General features: G+C 62.3%; 17 protein-coding genes. 9 read left to right on the top strand and 8 right to left on the bottom strand.

Annotation, left to right across the window (positions count from 1 at the left end; all coding sequences use genetic code 11):
• Positions 1-176: 176 nt before the first annotated feature.
• Complete coding sequence (glyA, locus tag WMO64_RS08820) at positions 177-1418, top strand: serine hydroxymethyltransferase (RefSeq protein ID WP_349231732.1); 1242 nt, start codon at positions 177-179, stop codon at positions 1416-1418.
• A 45-nt stretch (positions 1419-1463) separates the two neighbouring features.
• On the opposite strand, the gene WMO64_RS08815 is transcribed toward glyA, so the two are convergent.
• Positions 1464-2675 carry a tRNA(Met) cytidine acetate ligase gene (locus tag WMO64_RS08815; protein ID WP_349231731.1) on the bottom strand — a complete coding sequence of 404 codons (1212 nt, stop codon included), beginning with the start codon at positions 2673-2675 and terminating at the stop codon, positions 1464-1466.
• Between the two features lie 154 nt (positions 2676-2829).
• Here WMO64_RS08815 and WMO64_RS08810 point away from each other — a divergent pair, with 154 nt between their 5' ends.
• The 8 genes from WMO64_RS08810 (at position 2830) to WMO64_RS08775 (ending at position 12617) form a co-directional block, all read left to right on the top strand.
• On the top strand, positions 2830-4029 hold the full coding sequence (locus tag WMO64_RS08810; protein ID WP_294520636.1) for an acetate/propionate family kinase: 1200 nt from the start codon (positions 2830-2832) through the stop codon (positions 4027-4029).
• 195 nt (positions 4030-4224) lie between these two features.
• The gene (locus WMO64_RS08805; RefSeq protein WP_349231730.1) at positions 4225-5490 is read left to right on the top strand and encodes a replication-associated recombination protein A; all 1266 of its coding nucleotides are present in this window, start codon (positions 4225-4227) and stop codon (positions 5488-5490) included.
• Positions 5491-5495: 5 nt separating this feature from the next.
• On the top strand, positions 5496-6350 hold the full coding sequence (locus tag WMO64_RS08800) for a patatin-like phospholipase family protein (RefSeq protein ID WP_294520642.1): 855 nt from the start codon (positions 5496-5498) through the stop codon (positions 6348-6350).
• A 373-nt stretch (positions 6351-6723) separates the two neighbouring features.
• Positions 6724-8652: an FAD-dependent oxidoreductase gene (locus WMO64_RS08795; RefSeq protein WP_349231729.1), complete on the top strand. Its 1929-nt coding sequence runs from the start codon at positions 6724-6726 to the stop codon at positions 8650-8652.
• Positions 8653-8778: 126 nt separating this feature from the next.
• Positions 8779-9684, top strand: a complete 906-nt coding sequence (locus WMO64_RS08790) for a LysR family transcriptional regulator (RefSeq protein ID WP_349231728.1) — start codon at positions 8779-8781, stop codon at positions 9682-9684.
• Positions 9685-9754: 70 nt separating this feature from the next.
• A complete protein-coding gene (locus WMO64_RS08785; protein WP_294520652.1) occupies positions 9755-10348 on the top strand; it encodes a DUF1836 domain-containing protein in 594 nt (197 codons plus the stop codon).
• A 65-nt stretch (positions 10349-10413) separates the two neighbouring features.
• The gene (locus WMO64_RS08780; RefSeq protein WP_349231727.1) at positions 10414-11166 is read left to right on the top strand and encodes a hypothetical protein; all 753 of its coding nucleotides are present in this window, start codon (positions 10414-10416) and stop codon (positions 11164-11166) included.
• A gap of 32 nt (positions 11167-11198) precedes the next feature.
• Positions 11199-12617: a flotillin family protein gene (locus tag WMO64_RS08775; RefSeq protein WP_294520660.1), complete on the top strand. Its 1419-nt coding sequence runs from the start codon at positions 11199-11201 to the stop codon at positions 12615-12617.
• Positions 12618-12741: 124 nt separating this feature from the next.
• Here WMO64_RS08775 and WMO64_RS08770 read toward each other — a convergent pair whose 3' ends face one another.
• The 7 genes from WMO64_RS08770 to ylxM form a co-directional block, all read right to left on the bottom strand.
• The gene (locus WMO64_RS08770) at positions 12742-13578 is read right to left on the bottom strand and encodes a DegV family protein (RefSeq protein WP_349231726.1); all 837 of its coding nucleotides are present in this window, start codon (positions 13576-13578) and stop codon (positions 12742-12744) included.
• Positions 13579-13745: 167 nt separating this feature from the next.
• Complete coding sequence (gene trmD / locus WMO64_RS08765; protein ID WP_349231725.1) at positions 13746-14507, bottom strand: tRNA (guanosine(37)-N1)-methyltransferase TrmD; 762 nt, start codon at positions 14505-14507, stop codon at positions 13746-13748.
• Positions 14500-15003 (bottom strand): ribosome maturation factor RimM, encoded by a 504-nt coding sequence (rimM, locus tag WMO64_RS08760; protein ID WP_294520670.1) that lies wholly within the window; start codon positions 15001-15003, stop codon positions 14500-14502. Before rimM ends, trmD begins: the two co-directional genes overlap by 8 nt.
• 79 nt (positions 15004-15082) lie before the next feature.
• On the bottom strand, positions 15083-15313 hold the full coding sequence (locus tag WMO64_RS08755; RefSeq protein ID WP_040646823.1) for a KH domain-containing protein: 231 nt from the start codon (positions 15311-15313) through the stop codon (positions 15083-15085).
• A 24-nt stretch (positions 15314-15337) separates the two neighbouring features.
• Positions 15338-15577, bottom strand: a complete 240-nt coding sequence (rpsP, locus tag WMO64_RS08750; protein WP_040646762.1) for a 30S ribosomal protein S16 — start codon at positions 15575-15577, stop codon at positions 15338-15340.
• 68 nt (positions 15578-15645) lie between these two features.
• Entirely contained in the window at positions 15646-17016 is a 1371-nt protein-coding gene (gene ffh / locus WMO64_RS08745) for a signal recognition particle protein (protein ID WP_294520682.1), read from the bottom strand.
• 4 nt (positions 17017-17020) lie between these two features.
• Entirely contained in the window at positions 17021-17392 is a 372-nt protein-coding gene (gene ylxM / locus WMO64_RS08740; RefSeq protein ID WP_294520685.1) for a YlxM family DNA-binding protein, read from the bottom strand.
• Positions 17393-17517: the final 125 nt, after the last annotated feature.

Raw genomic sequence — 17517 nt, 5'->3', positions numbered from 1 at the left:
TTGTACGCCAGAAAAAGAAGATTGTAATTACAGCATCGATTCGGTATAATATCCCATATGGGATTTGGACAGATGTCCCCTGCGGGGTGCCGCGGACGGCGTCTGGCCGCCCTCTGTACCGCCTGTGGGCAGGAGAGGTGCATCCCGATTCAACGAAAAAACAGGGGGAGATCGTCATGGTAAAGGATATCATGGAATTTCTGGCCGCGCAAGACCCGGAAGTTGGGGCTGCCGTCCGGTCTGAGTACGACCGCCAGCGGAGAAACATCGAGCTCATCGCCTCCGAGAACTTTGTGAGCGAGGCGGTGCTGGCTGCCGCGGCCACGGTGCTCACCAACAAGTACGCCGAGGGCTACCCCGGCAAGCGGTACTACGGCGGCTGCCAGTGCGTGGACGTGGTGGAGAACATCGCCCGGGAGCGGGCCTGCAAGCTCTTCGGCGCGGACCATGCCAATGTCCAGCCCCACAGCGGCGCCAACGCCAACTACGCGGTCTATCAGGCCCTGTGCAACCTGGGCGACACGGTCCTGGGCATGGACCTGTCCAACGGCGGCCACCTGACCCACGGCTCTCCCGTCAACTTCTCCGGCAAGAACTACAACATTGTGGCCTATGGCATCAACGACCAGGGCTTCATCGACTACGATCAGGTCCGGGACCTGGCCAAGAAGCACAAGCCCAAGATGATCCTGGCCGGCGCTTCCGCCTATCCTCGCTTCATCGACTACAAGACCTTCGCCGACATCGCCCACGAGGTGGGAGCCTACCTGTTTGTGGACATGGCCCACGTGGCCGGCCTGGTGGCCACCGGCCTCCATCCCAATCCGGTGCCCTATGCCGACGTGGTCTCCACCACCACCCACAAGACCCTCCGGGGTCCCCGGGGCGGCATGATCCTCTGCAAGGAGGAGCTGGCCAAGAAGATCGACTCCGCCATTTTCCCCGGCAGCCAGGGCGGCCCTCTGGAGCACATCATCGCCGCCAAGGCGGTGGCCCTGGGCGAGGCCATGAAGCCCGAGTTCAAGGCCTATCAGGAGCAGGTGCTCCGCAACGCCAAGGCCATGGCCGCGTCCCTGATGGAGTCCGGCTTTGACCTGGTCTCCGGCGGCACGGACAACCACATGATGCTGGTAGACCTGCGCAAGGCGGGGGTCACCGGCAAGGAGCTGGAACACCGGCTGGACGAGGTGAACATCACCGTCAACAAGAACGCCATCCCCAACGACCCGGAGAAGCCCTTTGTCACCAGCGGCATCCGGGTGGGCGTGCCCGCCGCCACCACCAGAGGCTTCGACGAGGAGGACATGAAAGTGGTGGGCCGCCTGATCTGGCAGGCCGCCACCGACTTCGAGGCCCAGGCCGACGCCATCCGCGCCAAGGTGGCCGAGCTGACCGCCAAACACCCTCTGTACGAATAAGAACCGATAAAACGAGACGCCCGGGGCTTTTCCGGGCGTCTCGCTTTATATATCCAGGATCACCGGTCCATTGGTCCACTCCAGCCCGCAGGGGCGGGGCAGGGGGGAGCACAGGGCGTACAGGTCGGTGCAGCGGGCCTCAAGCTCAAAGAGCCGCCGGGCGGGCTGAGGCAGCCGCCGGGCGTGGGCGCTCTTTACCAGTATGGGCAGGGAGGCCCGCTCTCCCATGTCCCGAAGCAGCGCCTGCCCCCGGCGGTTGAAGCCCAGCACCCGCAGATAGGGCGGGGCGGCGGGGCGGTCGGCGGCGGTCAGGCCCAGGAAAGCCCACAGCACCAGCCGCCGGATTCTGGCATGGGTGTACCGCTTGGTCTTGGCGGCGGCGCAGAACGCCTCGATAGAGCAGCTGGTCCTGGCCGCCTCCGTCAGCCGCCGGGGCAGGCCCTCGGCGGAGCCGCTGTCCGGCAGGGTGGCGAAGGCGGACTCGTCCATGGTCCGCAGTCTGGCCAGAACCGCCCGCTCACACTGCTCCAGACCGGCGGGGCAGCGGCCAGGTTCTGCGGCTTGGGCGAGGAGGGAGGCCGTGGACTGCGGCAGATAGCGCCCGGCCTCCTCCCACCGGCCTTCATGCAGCATAGTCCGGACGGCGGAGGCGGAGGCAAAGCCGCCCGCCGGGGCGGCGGCGTCGTGGCCGGCGCCCACCCGGGATACGGCCAGGGGCGTGATGGAGGAGCGGAGCAGCGTCAGCGCCTTCAGGTACTCCACGGCCAGGTTGTTGTTGGGTGTGCTCAGGCAGCCGGCCGCCGGGCCGATGAGACGCTCCGCCGCCGCCTGCCGGGCTGCGGGGAAGGACACGCCGCGGCTCAGCTCTTCCCGGAGCAGCGCCCGGTGGGCGTCTGTGAGCAGGCAGTCGGCGGCGGCGGAGAGGGACGTGGCATCCCCGCTCTCACAGCCGAAGGACAGCACATCCACCACACCGGTGGCCGCCAGGAGGGTCACTGCACCCTGGGCGAAGGCCTCTGCCGACGCAGCTGCCCACACGGTAGGCAGCTCCAGCACCAGGTCGGCGCCGCCCAGCAGGGCGCACTCTGCCCGCAGCCATTTGTCCGCCACAGCGGCCTGGCCCCGCTGGACGAAATTCCCGCTCATGACGCAGACGATGCCGGCGTCTCCGCCCAAAAGCCGCTTGGTTTCGGCAATATGCCAGCCATGGCCCAGGTGAAAGGGGTTGTATTCCGCCACAATACCGGCAACCTGCATGAATTTCCCTCCGAAATGAAGAATTCTTCGATTTGCTGCAAAAAAGGTGTTGTCCTTTCGGGACAAAGGGGATAGAATAGAGTATGCTTATTCTACTACGGAATCATCCTGCCCGCAAGGCGGAGAACGATTTGCAAAAGGAGAGACTAGTTACATGAAGGTACTCGTCATCAACGCAGGAAGCTCTTCCCTGAAGTATCAGCTGATGGACCCGGCCACCCGGGACGTGCTGGCCAAGGGCCTGTGCGAGCGCATCGGCATCGACGGCCGCCTGACCCACAAGGTGCCCGCCAAGGACCAGAAGTTTGAGGCTGAGATCCCCATGCCCACCCACGCCGAGGCCATTGAGGCCGTGCTCCAGGCCCTGACCGACAGCGAGCACGGCGTCATCGCCAGCATGGACGAGATCGACGCTGTTGGCCACCGCGTGCTGCACGGCGGCATGGCCTTCACCGAGAGCTGCATCATTGACGACGCCTGCATCGAGGCCATCAAGGAGTGCATCCCCCTGGGCCCCCTGCACAACCCCGCTAACCTGATGGGCATCGAGGCCTGCCAGAAGGTCATGCCCACCAAGCCCCAGGTGGCCGTGTTCGACACCGCCTTCCACATGACCATGCCCGAGAAGGCCTACACCTACGCCATCCCCTACGAGTACTACGAGAACGACAAGGTCCGCCGCTACGGCTTCCACGGCACCTCTCACCGCTATGTCTCTGCCCGCGCCGCCGCCCTCATGGGCCGCGATCCCAAGGGCCTGAAGCTCATCTCCTGCCACCTGGGCAACGGCTCCTCCCTGGCCGCCATCGTGGACGGCAAGTGCGTGGACACCACCATGGGCCTTGGCCCTCTGGCCGGTGTTCCCATGGGCACCCGCGCCGGCGACATCGACGCCACCATCCTGGAGTACCTGATGGGCCGGTATGGCTATGACATCAAGGAGATGCTCAATATCCTGAACAAGAAGTCCGGCGTGCTGGGTATTTCCGGCGTGTCCTCCGACTTCCGCGACCTGGAGAGCGCCGCCGCCGAGGGCAATCACCGCGCCCGCCTGGCTCTGGATGTGTTCTACTATGACGTGAAGAAGTTCATCGGCGCCTACGCCGCCGCCATGGGCGGTGTGGACGGCATCATCTTCACCGCCGGCGTGGGCGAGAACGCCGCCGGCACCCGTATGGCCATCGCCTCCGGCCTGGAGTATATGGGCGTGAAGATGGACGCGGAGAAGAACAACACCCGGGGCAAGGAGGCCATTATCTCCGCTGACGACTCCAAGGTGACTGTGATGGTCATTCCCACCGACGAGGAGCTCATGATCGCCTCTGATACTGCCGAGATCGTCTCCAAGCTGTAAGAAAAACAGAACTTGGGGCCTATTTGCCGGGAGCGGGACCGTTATGCGGTTCCGCTCCCGGTATTTTTGGACACAGATGGGGAAATGAGCCTTTACGGGCAATCGAACACATGTTACACTTATAAAATAAGAAGACGGTGCGGGGACTGTCCCGGAAGAGAGCCCTGCAAACCGGCAGAAAAGGAGGCCGTGGATATGGCGTACCGGCCTTTGGCAGACGAGATCCGTCCGGACAGCCTGGACGACGTGGTGGGACAGAAGCATATCCTGGGGGAGGGGGGACTCCTGCGCCGCATCATCGAGAGCGGCAAGATCCCCAACCTGGTCTTTTACGGCCCGTCGGGTACCGGCAAGACCACGGTGGCCAACATCATCGCCCGCCGTTCCGGCCGGGCCCTGCGGCGGATCAACGCCACCACCGGGTCCCTCTCCGACATCAAGGACGTGATCGCGGACGTGGGCACCATGCTGGCTCCAAACGGCATTCTGCTGTACCTGGACGAGATCCAGTACTTTAACAAGAAGCAGCAGCAGTCCCTGCTGGAGGTCATCGAGAAGGGGGATGTGACCCTGGTGGCCTCCACCACGGAGAACCCCTATTTCTATGTCTACAACGCGGTTCTCAGCCGGTCCACGGTCTTTGAATTCAAGCCGGTGACAGCGGAGGAGGTGCTGCCCGCCGTGGACCGGGGCATCGCCATCATGGAGCAGCGGCTGGGAGAGCAGGTGGTCTGTGAGGACGGAGTGCGGGAGCATATCGCCTCTGCCTGCGGCGGCGACGTGCGCAAGGCCATGAACGCGGTAGAACTGCTGCTCAACTCCGCCCGGCGGAGGGACGGCGTGCTGACCGTGACGCTGGAGGACGCCAGAGCGGTGGCCCAGCGGTCGGCCATGCGGTACGACAGGGAGGGGGACGACCACTACGACATCGTCTCCGCCCTCCAGAAGTCGGTCCGGGGCTCCGACCCGGACGCGGCTCTCCACTATCTGGCCCGGCTGCTGGAGGCGGGGGATCTGGTCTCCGCCTGCCGGCGGATGATGGTCATGGCCTGTGAGGACGTGGGGTTGGCCTATCCACAGATCATCCCCATTGTCAAGAGCTGCATCGACGCGGCCAATATGCTGGGCCTGCCCGAAGCCCGGATTCCTCTGGCCGACGCGGTGGTGCTGATGGCCACGTCGCCCAAGTCCAACTCCGCCTATGTGGGTATGAACCGGGCCATGGCGGACATACGGGCGGGGAAGACGGGGGACATTCCCCGCCACCTTCAGAATGTCCACGCCGACTCTGCCGGCATGGAGCGGGAGCAAGGATATCTGTATCCCCATGACTATCCCCATCACTATGTAAAGCAGCAGTACTTGCCGGATAAGCTGGTAGGGGCCGTGTACTACGAGTACGGCGAAAACAAGACCGAGCAGGCCGCCAGGCGCTACTGGGATGAAATCAAGGGAGATTGAGAGCAATGAAGACGGGACTGGTATTGGAAGGCGGCGCATTCCGGACGATCTTTTCCAGCGGTGCCTGTGACGGACTGCTGGCGGCGGATATCATGCCGGACTACTGCGTGGGCGTGTCTGCGGGCATCGCCTACGGCGTCAGCTATATCTCAAAGCAGAGCGGGCGCAACCTGGAGATCCTCACCCGCTATGCCAACGACAAGCGGTACATGGGAGTGAACAATATCTTCCGGCCGGGCAACCACCGGTGCTACTTTGGGCTGAAGTTTACATACGACGATATCCCCAACCAGCTCATTCCCTTTGACTATGAGACCTTTGCCGCATTCCCGGGGGAGGTGGAGGCGGTGGTCACCAACATGGACACCGGCGAGGCGGAATACCTCCCTGTGCCCAAACAGGACGAGCACTTTGAGCTGCTCCAGGCCACCTGCGCGCTGCCCTTCCTTTTCCCGGTCTACCACATCAACGGCAAGCCCTATATGGACGGCGGCACGGCGGACGCCATCCCCTACGACCACGCGGTGGAGAAGGGCTGTGACCGGGTGGTGGTGATCCTCACCCGGGAGAAGTCCTATGTCCGCAAGACAGAGTCCATCCAGCCGCTGATCGACCGATTCTACCGGAAGTACCCCAAGTTCTGCGACGCCATGCGCCGCCGGGCGGAGGTGTATAACGCCTGCCGGGAGAAGCTGTTCCGCCTGGAGAAGGAGGGACGGGTGCTGCTCATCGCGCCCACGAACACCCAGGGCTTCTCCCGCACAGAGCGGGACCTGGCAAAGATCAAGGCGCTGTATCAGGATGGATACCAGCAGGCGGTGGCCCGGCAGGAGGAGATCAGGGCGTTCTTAAAGAGCTGAAGGAGAAGCTGGCGACACAGAAAGAGAACAAGCAGAGGTACCACGGCGGCAGGCCGGGTATCTCTGCTTGTTTTAGTTTCAACCAATGGTTGAACCCATGAAACAATGGGGTGATTTACTTTATGTACGAGATCACTTAAAATAGTTTGTGAAAAAAGTGTCACTCTGACGAAAATGTACACGGTGACGCTGGAAAGAGGGAGGAACAGATATCCTTCGAAGGTTCAAGAAAGGAATTGCCACGGCACTGCTCATTGCCATGGCGGCAGGGCTTGCGGGCTGCGGCAGCGGAGAGGCGCCGTCCAGCACCGAGCCGTCCTCTGCGGCTCCGGGACTGTACACAGCCGGTACATACAGTGCCGAGGTCCAGGGCATGGAGAGCACGGTCAAGGTGAGTGTGACTGTCAGCGAGAGCGCCATCACCGATGTGACCATCGACGTCTCCGGCGAGACCGCCGGCTATGGCGCCGACGTGGGGGAGCCCATGAAGGAGGCCATCCTGGAGGCCCAGTCCGCTGAGGTGGACGGCGTCTCGGGGGCTACCATTACCAGCGACGCCGTTAAGTCCGCTGTCCAGCAGTGCCTGGACCAGGCCATGGGCAAGGAGCCCGAGGAGGTGGGCGGCTATACGGCGGGGACCTATACCGCCGAGGCAGAGGGCCGCAACGGCCCCATCGCCGTGTCCGTCACCTTCAGTGAGGACGCCATTGAGGACGTTGAGGTGACAGATCAGGCGGAGACCTTTGGCCTGGCCTGGGGCCTCTCCACCTCTCCCATTGAGGTCCTGCCGGAGGAGATCGTGCGCTGGCAGTCGCTGGGCGTGGATTCCGTCTCCGGCGCCACCCTGACCAGCGCCGCGCTGAAGGCGGCGGTGGCGGACTGCGTGACCCAGGCCGGCGGAAACGCGGATGCGCTGAAGAACGTGCCCGCCACGGACAAGGAGCCCGCCGACGAGACCTATGATGCCGACGTGGTGGTGGTGGGCGCAGGCGCGGCCGGCCTGAGTGCCGCGATCGCGGCGACGGATCAGGGCGCCAAGGTAATTGTCCTGGAGAAGCAGGGCGTCACCGGCGGTGCGGCAGCCCGCAGCGGCGGCAAGATCGTGGCCGCCGGAACAAAATGGCAGGAGGCCCAGGGCATCACGGACACCCCTGACATGATGTTCGACTATTTCAAGGAGATCGGCGGCGACCTGCTGGACGACGATCTGGTCCGGCTCTACTGCGACAACTCCGCGGAAAACATGTACTGGCTGGAGAGCAAGGGCGTGGTGTTCCAGGATGTGGAGGCCATTCACAGCTCCCTGTCTCCCTGGCGTGTGCACAATCCCCAGGGCGGCGGCGGCCAGAAGAGCGGCGGCAGCGGCAACGGCGCCCAGATCACCGTGCCTCTGACCAAGGACCTGGAGGAGAGCGGCGTTGAGATCCTGTACAATGTGTGCGCGGATGAGCTGCTGCGCGGGGACGACGGCGCGGTGGCAGGTGTCTCCGGCACCCGTCCGGACGGCAGCCGCGTGACGGTCAATGCAAAATCGGTGGTGCTCTGCACTGGCGGCTACGCCCAGAACAAAGAGATGATGGAGCGCTATGCCACGACCACCGAGGGGTTCACCACCTTGGTCCCGTCCAGCAACACGGGCGACGGCCTGATTATGGCCCAGGCGGTGGGCGCGCAGGTCTTTGACAGCCCGGCCACCCAGGTCATCTATGTCAGCATGACCTGCGGCGTGGGCATCAAAGAGGAGGCCGGCCTCATTGTCAACGCCAGAGGCGAGCGCGTAGTCAACGAGTACACCTATCAGTACCACGTGGGTCAGGGGATCGCCAACAGTGGCTGCTCCTACGGCTATTACATTGCCTCCGCCAACGACCCCAACGCTACCGTTCAGTACGGCCTGACCCTGGACAGCACGCCCCACGCCTCCACCGCGGCGGAGCTTGCCCAGCAGATCGGCGTGGACCCGGAGGTGCTGGAGGCCACCATCAGCAGATACAACGAGCTGTGCGCCCTGGGTGTGGACGAGGACTTCGGAAAGCCGCAGGACAAGATGGTGCCCATTGAGGGCGAGATCTACGCCCTGCGCCTGGACCCCTCGGTGACCGTGACCTACGGCGGACTGGTGACCGACACCAGCGGACATGTGCTGGACGAGAACGACCAGACGATCTCCGGGCTGTATGCTGCCGGTGAGGTGGCTTTTACCGGTCTGTGCGGCGAGGAGTACCCCAGCTGCGGCCTGGCGGTGGGAACCGCCACATTCTATGGGAGAGTCGCAGGCGAGAATGCCGCCAAGGCGGAATAATCAAATGATATGTCCCTCGAAAGAGCTGACGCCGGGTGACCGGCGCCAGCTCTTTTTGTCGGACGGATGTTCCAAAACACGGGATTTTCTGCTATAGTAGTCTCATACGGAAGTGGAGGGGTCAAGGTGAACACAGCAGCGCTGACATATTTTTTGGAGACATGCCGCTGCGGCAGTTTTTCAGAAGCGGCGGAGCGGCTCTATCTCTCTCCGCAGGGCATCAGCAAGGCGGTGAGAACGCTGGAGGAGGAACTGGGCTGCCCCCTCTTTCTGCGGACGCCCGGAGGCGTCAGGCTGACAGAGCAGGGCGTCCTGGTCCGCACATACGCCCAGCGGATCATGGAAGAGGTAAACCAGATGCAGGAGGAGCTGAACCGGATCTGGGGCACGCCGGTCCATCGGGGCTGTCTGGGTATCACCATGGGCGCGTCGGAAGTCCTCGGCAGGGAGAAGCTGTTTCAGATTCAGAGGATGGCCTCCCAGGCCGGGATGAGCTGGGTGGATTCCGTGGATCTTCTCTGCGAAGAGGAAGTGCTGAGCGGGACCTATGATCTGGCGATCACCGCCGGTCCGGTGGACAGGAATAAATTTTCCGCCAAGACGTTATATAAAGGGAATCTGTGTGCCTTTGTCCACAGGTCCCATCCCTTCTATAGGCGGGAATCCATTACCTATTCCGACCTGAAAGGTCAGCGCATCATCACAACCAATTCCAAGTTTCGCACTTACCATCAGCTGGTGGATGCCTGCCGCCATTACGGCTTTGAGCCCAAGATCATTGCGACGACTATCACGCTGCGGGACACCTGTCGCAGCTATCCGGACAAGACGGTGATAGGGATCAGCACCTATCTGATCCTAGGCAAGATCAATTACCAGGATTTCCGGGCCGTTCCCATTGTCGATGAGAATTACTGCTGGGAGCTGGTGCTGATCGCCAAAAAGGGAAAGCGGCTGTCCGACGCCCAGACCGGGCTCTACAAAAGAATCCTGACCTGTATCCACCCAGAGGGGCCGGCAGCTCTATTGTAAAATCTAAAGAACTCTATTGACAATTAAGTGACCATATGATATATTCTAATCACCTTAAGGAGGCGGTCGAATGAAAGATGTACTGCCGGGAACCACGGTCGAAGCCGATCTGAGACGGCCTGACGCAGCGGATATGCTGCTGTCCCCGCTGTTCCTCACCGGAGGCCTGACACTTTCCCAGGTCTCCCAGCTGACGGGGCTGGAGTCTTACGTCATCCAGAATTGGGTGAAACGGGGATTTGTGTCCCCGCCGGAGCGAAAAAAATACAGCCGCAGACAGTTCTGCCGTATCCTGTTTATCAACATGCTGAAGGATGTCCTTCAGCTGGAGAAAATCTGCCAACTTTTATCCTACGTCAACGGTGTGCTGGCCGACGAGTCAGACGACCTGGTGGACGATTCCTATCTCTACACCTGCCTGGTCCGCCTGCTTGGGCGGCTGGAGGAGACGCCTATGCCGGAGGAGGAAGAGCTGGTTCGCTGGTGCGACGAAGTGCTCTTTGACTATGGCGATGAGCCCCGTCCGGGCGCCCGGAGGAGGGTGAGCCGTACCCTGCGGGTTCTTCTCACAGCCTACCAGGCTGCCCGTCTCAAGCGGGAGGCGGAGGGGCTGATCCGGACGCTGGAGGAACCCGGGGAAGGAGCGCCTGCGGCTTTTCAATAAATTTTCCAGAGGCGTCACATTTTCCGCATGAGAACACATATTCAAAATGAAAGGAGGGGAGAGCGATGGAGGCCTGGCTGGAATCACTGACCGCGCTGCAGCGGGTGATGCTGTTTATCGCAGTGCCCGCCACGCTGCTGCTCCTGATCCAGACGGTGATGCTGTTCATCGGCCTGGGGGGCGGCGACGGGGATGCTGATGGCGCGGATCTGGACGGGGACGGTATCCCGGACGGCGATGGCCTGGATCTGGACGGGGACGGTATCCCGGATGGGATCGAGGAGGAGGCTGTGGACCTGGATGGGGACGGAATTCCCGACGGGCTCCACGGTGGCATTCACCCCGACGGCGATGCCGGAACAGACAGCGATGCCCATGGCGGATTCTTCAGCGGACTGCACATCTTTACCATCCGCGGCTTCATCACATTTTTCACCCTGTTCGGCTGGAGCGGCCTGCTGTTCCTGACGCTGGGCCTGCACTGGCTGCTGTCCCTGTTCCTGGCGGTCCAGATCGGTATCATCGGTATGGTGGCTGTGGCCGTGATCCTGCGTGAGGCCATGCGCCTCCAGTCCGATGGAACCCTGGACGTCCGCAATGCACTGGGAGAGCGGGGGAGCGTGTACCTGACCGTGCCTGCCCGTGGGCAGGGGACCGGCAAGGTGAACGTCACCGTGCAGGAGCAGCTGCGGGAGTTTGAGGCCGTCACAGAGCAGAGCGACCCCATCCCCACCGGCTCGGAGATCATCGTGACCGGGCTGGCGGAGGACGGCGTGCTTATCGTATCCCCGGTTGCGTCTGAGAGAGAAGAAGTATAAACCTACGACAGAATGAAGAAGGAGAGAATTGTATGGATCAGATCATCACCCTCGTACTGATTTGCGTCGTTGTGGTCATCCTGTTTTCCCTGGTCCTGTTCCTCATCAAGCGATATAAGAAGTGTCCCTCCGACAAGGTCATGGTCATCTACGGTAAGGTGGGCAACAACAAGGACGGCTCCACCCGCAGCGCCAAATGTATCCACGGCGGCGCGGCCTTTATCTGGCCCGTCATCCAGGCCTATGAGTTCCTGGACCTGACCCCCATGTCCATCTCCGTGGACCTGGAGAACGCCCTGTCCCGGCAGAACATCCGCATCAACGTGCCCTCCCGCTTCACCGTTGGCATCTCCACCGAGCCCGGCGTCATGCAGAACGCCGCCGAGCGCCTGTTGGGCCTCCGGCTCCAGGAGATCCAGGAGCTGGCCAAGGACATTATCTTCGGCCAGCTGCGTCTGGTCATCGCCACCATGGACATCGAGGAGATCAATACTGACCGCGACAAGTTCCTGGAGGCTGTGTCCCGCAACGTGGAGGGCGAGCTGAAGAAGATCGGCCTGCGGCTCATCAACGTGAACGTGACCGACATCAGCGACGAGTCCGGCTACATCGACGCCCTGGGCAAGGAGGCCGCCGCCAAGGCCATCAACGACGCCAAGAAGAACGTGGCTGAGCGGGACCGCGACGGTTCCATCGGCGAGGCCAACGCCCACCGCGACCAGCGTATCCAGGTGGCCCAGGCCGACTCCGCCGCCATCCAGGGCGAGAACAGCGCCAAGGTTGAAGTGGCCATGTCCAACGCCCAGCGCCGGGAGAAGGAGGCCGAGGCCACCCGTATCGCCACTGCCGCCGAGAAGATCGCCGCCGCCCAGGCCCTGGAGGAGGCCTACGCCGCCGAGCAGAAGGCCGAGGCTGCCCGTGCCGCCCGTGAGAAGGCCACCCAGGAGGCAGACATCATCGTCAAGACCGAGATCGACAAGCGCCGCAAGGAGCTGGAGGCTGAGGCTGAGGCCGAGCAGATCCGCCGGAAGGCCCAGGGTGAGGCCGACGCCATCCGCGTGAAGATGGAGGCCGAGGCCGCCGGTACCCAGGCCCTGCTGGTGAAGCAGGCCGAAGGTCTGCGGGAGATCGTGGCCGCCGCCGGCGGCGACGCCGACGAGGCGGTGCGCCTCATGCTGGCTGACAAGATGGAGCAGCTCATGCGCATCCAGGTGGACGCCATTAAGAACGTGAAGATCGATAAGGTCACCGTCTGGGACGGCGGCCAGGGCCAGGACGGCAAGACCGGCACCGCCGGGTATATCTCCGGCCTGATGAAGTCCATCCCGCCCATGAGCGAGATGTTCGACATGGCGGGCATGAACCTCCCCAAGTTCCTGGGGGAGAAGAAGGAAGAGCCTGCCCAGCCCACCGCTGAGCCCGCTCCCAAGCAGGAGCCCGAGCAGAAGTAAATACAACGAACAATGCCGGAGGTCTGCGACTTGCAGACCTCCGGCATTTCTCTGCCTTATTCAGCGGAAAATAGATATGACGAAGCCCCCGACCGGCGGCCGGGGGCTTGCTGTCTCTGTGAACTCAGTAGGCGACCACAATGCCGCCGTCGTTGGCGTAGACTGTGCTGATGCCGCCGGTCTCGCAGATGATCACGTCGTGGAACCGGCAGGACTTGAGGGCCTGCTCCTTGAGGTAGAAGGCGCGCTCCAGGCAGTTGCAGTGGGTGATGCACAGAGTGCGCCCGGCGTGCTTCTCGTCGGCCTCCATGAGGGAGATCATCTTCCCCAGGGCCTGCTTCATGGACAGCGCCTGCCCCCGCTTGCAGATCTCTCCCTCGGGCGTGGAGCCCATGAGCAGTTTGATCTTCAGGGTACCGGTGACAATGGACTGGAGCCGGGTAAGCCGGCCATTCTTGCGCAGGTTGTCCAGGTTTTCCAGCACAAAGAGGGTCTCCATCTCGTTGATATAGCGGGAGGTGCGGCTGACCACCGTGTCAAAGTCCTTGCCGGAAGAGGCCAGCTCCTGGATCTTCAATGCGGTGAGCACCTCGCCGGAAGAGGCGGAGCAGGAGTTGAAGATGTGCACGTGGGCATCGGGGTGCTCCTCCAGATACATGGCGCGGGCCTGTGCGGCGCTGTTGTGGGAGCCGGACAGCAGGGCGGAGAGGGTGACCACATAGATGTCGTCCGCGCCGCACTCCATGGCGTCCAGATACTGAGCAGGGGAGGGGCAGGCGGAGGAGGGGGCCTTTTCGCTCTCCTTCATCCGCCAGAGCAGGGCGGCCTGGTCAAAGGAGGCGTCGTCCACCACCACGGTGTCGCCCACCCGGATAGTGAGGGGAACGCTGATAAAGTTCCCGCTGCGCAGCATGGCGGGCGTCAGGTCACAGCAGCTGTCCACAATAATTTTAAAACTCATATCGTCAATCTCCAGATGTAATATTAAAAATAAGATTGTCGCCTGTGTTATTGTATCATGGGCATCATGGAATGTAAAGGGAAAAAAGAACGACAGGCAGAAAAACCTTGCGTCTGTAATGGGCGAAAAACAGCGCAAATACAGATTTTTCTACCTGTCGAAATGCCTTATGATTCCGCGGAGCCGTCCGCCTCTTCCTGGGAGATCTCCCGGAGCAGCTTCTGGTCCTCCTTGGAGGAGAGGTCCAGCTTGGCGTACATATCGGGTCGGCGGTCCCGGGTGCGGATGATGGACTGCTTCCGCCGCCACCTGGCGATGCTCTTGTGGTCGCCGGAGCGGAGGATGGGGGGGACCTTCCGGCCATGCCACTCCTCGGGGCGGGAGTACTGGGGGTACTCCAGCATGCCGTTCCAGTGGCTCTCGTCCTCAAAGCACTCCGGGTCGGAGAGCACGCCGGGCACCAGCCGGGCCACCGCGTCGGCCACCACCATGGCGGCCAGCTCGCCGCCGGTGAGCACAAAGTCGCCGATGGAGATTTCCTCGTCCACGCACTCCTCAATAAAGCGCTCGTCAATGCCCTCATAGTGGCCGCACACCAGGATCAGGTGGTCGTAGTCATCCCGCAGGCGCTTGGCGTCCGCCTCCCGGAAGGTCTTGCCGGCGGGGGACATGTAGATGGTGTGGCCGGGGCCGTAGGTGTCCGTGATGTGCTTCCAGCACTGGTAGAGGGGGTCGGCCTGCATCACCGCACCCCGTCCGCCGCCGTAGGGGTAGTCGTCCACCTGCTTCTGCTTGTTGAGGGTGTAGTCCCGGATCTGGTGGGCCTCGATGCGGATAAAGTCCCGCTCCTGGGCCCGGCCCAGAATGGACTCGTTCATCATATCGCCCACCGTCAGATCAAAGAGGGTCATGATGTCGATTCTATACATCGCTCTCCATCCCCTCGATGAGATGCACCCGGATATAGCCACCCTCCACGTTGGTCTCCTTCAGGAACGCATCCACGGCGGGGATCAGGTAGGAGTGGGCGCCGCCCTTCACCACGTAGACCTCGTGGGCAGGGGGGGTGAGGATGTCCCTGATCTCGCCCAGCACCTCACCGGTGTCGGCGTCCCGCACCTCCAGGCCCATCAGGTCGGCCAGGAAGTGGCGGCCGTCGGGCAGTTCCACGCCGGTGCGGTCGATGGACACCTTCTTGCCCTTGAGCCGCATGGCGGCGTTCACGTCGGACACGCCCTCCAGGGTGGCCAGCACGTTGCCCTTGTGGACCCGGGAGGAGCGGACCGGGACCGGCTGGCCGTCGATGTAAAGCACATCGAACTGACAGAGAAACTCCGGGCTGTCGCACCAGGGGACGATCTTCACCTCGCCCTGGACGCCGTGGGTATTCACGATCTGACCGGCTTCGAGAAATTTGTTTTTCATGCTTACCTCCGATTGCAGACGGCAGTCCGTCCGTATGCGCATGAGGGAACAAAAAACGGCGGGTCAGCCCCGCCGTTTTTCAGTCTACAATTTCGACAGAGACCCTGGTCCCGTTCTTCTGGGCAACAGAGCGCATCAGCGTGCGGATCTCCTTGGCGATACGGCCCTGACGGCCGATGACCTTGCCCATATCCTCGGGAGCGACCCGGAGCTCCAGGACGGTCTCGTCCTCGCCCGCGTGCTCCGTGACGGACACCGCCTCGGGGTGGTCCACCAGGTTCTGGGCGATATAAGTGAGCAATTCCTTCATGCTGCCCTCCTAGCAGGCCGCCGCTCAGATGGCGTTAGCCTTCTTCAGCAGAGCCTTCACGGTCTCGGTGGGCTGAGCGCCGGTCTTGATCCAAGCCTGGGCGCGGTCAGCGTCGACCTTGATCTCGGCGGGAGTCACCAGGGGATTGTAAGTGCCGATCTCCTCGATGAAGCGGCCGTCACGGGGATAACGGGAGTCAGCCACCACGATACGATAGAAAGGAGCCTTCTTGGCGCCCATCCGACGAAGTCTGATTTTAACCATTGTATCTTCACCTCCAAAATTATTTCACATCTATATGGAAGCGCCCCGGGGGACGCTAACCAACCACGTTAAAAGGGAAAGCCGCCCTTTTTGCCCAAGCCGCCGAATCCGCCGAAGCGGCCCTTTTTGGCCATCTTCCGCATCCGGCCGCCGGTCATCTGCTTGGTCATCTGCTGCATCATCTCAAACTGCTTGAGCAGCCGGTTCACATCCACCACCTGGGTGCCGCTTCCGGCGGCGATCCGCTTCTTGCGGCTGTTGTTGAGCAGGGAGGGGTTCTCCCGCTCCTCAGGGGTCATGGAGAGGATGATGGCCTCGGTGCGGCCCAGAGCCCGCTCGTCTACGCTGGCGCCCTCCAGCGCCTTGGCGTTGACGCCGGGGAGCATCCCGGCGATGTCCGCCAGGGAGCCCATGTTCTTCACCTGGACCAGCTGGTCGTAGAAGTCGGTGAGGGTGAGGCGGTTTTTCCGCATCTTCTGCTCCAGCTCCGCCGCCTTCTGCATGTCAAAGGACTGCTGGGCCTTCTCGATGAGGGAGAGCACGTCGCCCATACCCAGGATGCGGGAGGCCATGCGGTCGGGGTGGAACACCTCGATCTGATCCAGTTTTTCGCCGGTGCCGATGAACTTGATGGGCTTGCCGGTGACGGCCTTGATGGAGAGAGCCGCGCCGCCTCGGGCGTCGCCGTCCAGCTTGGTGAGCATGACGCCGGTCAGGTCCAGTGTCTGGTCAAACACCTTGGCGGCGTTGACTGCGTCCTGACCGATCATGGCGTCCACGATGAGGAGAATCTCGGTGGGGGAGACGGCCTCTTTCATACGGGAGAGCTCGGCCATGAGCTCGTCGTCCACATGGAGCCGGCCGGCGGTATCCAGAAACACGATGTCGTTGCCGTGGGTTCTGGCGTGCTCGATGCCGGCCTTGGCGATCTCCACCGGGTCGCCCAGTCCCTGCTGGAACACAGGCACACCCAGCTGTCCGCCCACGACCTCCAACTGCTGGATGGCGGCGGGACGGAAGGTGTCGCAGGCCACCAGAAGGGGCCGCTTGCCGTTCTGCTTCTTCATGTAGCCGGCCAGCTTGGCGCCGTTGGTGGTCTTGCCGGCGCCGTTGAGGCCCACCAGCATCACCACCGTGGGCGGCTTGGAGGAGATGGTCAGCTTGGCGCTCTCACCGCCCATCAAGGCGGTCAGCTCCTCGTTGACGATCTTGACGATCATCTGGGCGGGGGTGAGGCTCTCCAGCACGTCGGAACCCACAGCCCGCTCGGTGACCTTGGCCACAAAGTCCTTGACGACCTTGTAGTTGACGTCGGCCTCCAGCAGGGCCATGCGGATCTCCTTCATGGCCTCCTTCACGTCGGACTCAGTGAGGCGGCCCTTGCCCCGCAGCTTTTTGAATGCGTTGGAGAGCTTTTCGGTTAATCCTTCAAATGCCATGGGGTCACTCCTGCTTCATCTGGGCCACGGTGTCCTTGATCTGCCGGCAGAGGCCCTCAATGGCTGGGTCTCCGCTGCCGCGCTGGTCGTTCATCTCCATGATGCTGTCGGCAAAGCGGTCGATGTCGGAGAGCTGGGACTGCATTTTCTGGAAGCGGCGGATGATGCCCGTCTTGTCTTCCAGCTCCTGCATGATGCCCTCCGCCCGGACGATCACGTCCCGGACGCCCTGGCGGGTGATGTCGTAATTCTCGGCGATCTCAGCCAGAGAGAGGTCCTCATTATAATAGAGGTCAAAGAATTCCTTCTGCCGGTCGGTGAGCATGTCACCGTAAAAGTCGAACAGGAGCGCCATGCGGTAAGCCTGGTTTTTCATTCTTCAGCCTCCCTTCGGTTTCGTAAAGCGCATCAGCTTTACAACGTTGGTTATGATACAATATTTTGTGGTTTTTGTCAAGACGAAAATGGAAGATGGCTCGGGGAAATTTTCCGACAATCTGA

The organism is Pseudoflavonifractor intestinihominis (assembly GCF_040096055.1).
GTDB lineage: Bacteria > Bacillota > Clostridia > Oscillospirales > Oscillospiraceae > Pseudoflavonifractor > Pseudoflavonifractor intestinihominis.
This window is presented reverse-complemented; position numbering and strand designations above follow the sequence as displayed.

Excerpts from the sequence above, each read along its gene's own strand:
- WMO64_RS08770 (WP_349231726.1), bottom strand. The coding sequence starts at position 13,578 with ATGAGTTTTAAAATTATTGTGGACAGCTGCTGTGACCTGACGCCCGCC.
- glyA (WP_349231732.1), top strand. The coding sequence starts at position 177 with ATGGTAAAGGATATCATGGAATTTCTGGCCGCGCAAGACCCGGAAGTT.
- ffh (WP_294520682.1), bottom strand. The coding sequence starts at position 17,016 with ATGGCATTTGAAGGATTAACCGAAAAGCTCTCCAACGCATTCAAAAAG.
- trmD (WP_349231725.1), bottom strand. The coding sequence starts at position 14,507 with ATGTATAGAATCGACATCATGACCCTCTTTGATCTGACGGTGGGCGAT.
- rimM (WP_294520670.1), bottom strand. The coding sequence starts at position 15,003 with ATGAAAAACAAATTTCTCGAAGCCGGTCAGATCGTGAATACCCACGGC.
- WMO64_RS08780 (WP_349231727.1), top strand. The coding sequence starts at position 10,414 with ATGGAGGCCTGGCTGGAATCACTGACCGCGCTGCAGCGGGTGATGCTG.
- rpsP (WP_040646762.1), bottom strand. The coding sequence starts at position 15,577 with ATGGTTAAAATCAGACTTCGTCGGATGGGCGCCAAGAAGGCTCCTTTC.
- WMO64_RS08800 (WP_294520642.1), top strand. The coding sequence starts at position 5,496 with ATGAAGACGGGACTGGTATTGGAAGGCGGCGCATTCCGGACGATCTTT.
- ylxM (WP_294520685.1), bottom strand. The coding sequence starts at position 17,392 with ATGAAAAACCAGGCTTACCGCATGGCGCTCCTGTTCGACTTTTACGGT.
- WMO64_RS08795 (WP_349231729.1), top strand. The coding sequence starts at position 6,724 with ATGGAGAGCACGGTCAAGGTGAGTGTGACTGTCAGCGAGAGCGCCATC.
- WMO64_RS08785 (WP_294520652.1), top strand. The coding sequence starts at position 9,755 with ATGAAAGATGTACTGCCGGGAACCACGGTCGAAGCCGATCTGAGACGG.
- WMO64_RS08755 (WP_040646823.1), bottom strand. The coding sequence starts at position 15,313 with ATGAAGGAATTGCTCACTTATATCGCCCAGAACCTGGTGGACCACCCC.
- WMO64_RS08810 (WP_294520636.1), top strand. The coding sequence starts at position 2,830 with ATGAAGGTACTCGTCATCAACGCAGGAAGCTCTTCCCTGAAGTATCAG.
- WMO64_RS08815 (WP_349231731.1), bottom strand. The coding sequence starts at position 2,675 with ATGCAGGTTGCCGGTATTGTGGCGGAATACAACCCCTTTCACCTGGGC.
- WMO64_RS08805 (WP_349231730.1), top strand. The coding sequence starts at position 4,225 with ATGGCGTACCGGCCTTTGGCAGACGAGATCCGTCCGGACAGCCTGGAC.
- WMO64_RS08775 (WP_294520660.1), top strand. The coding sequence starts at position 11,199 with ATGGATCAGATCATCACCCTCGTACTGATTTGCGTCGTTGTGGTCATC.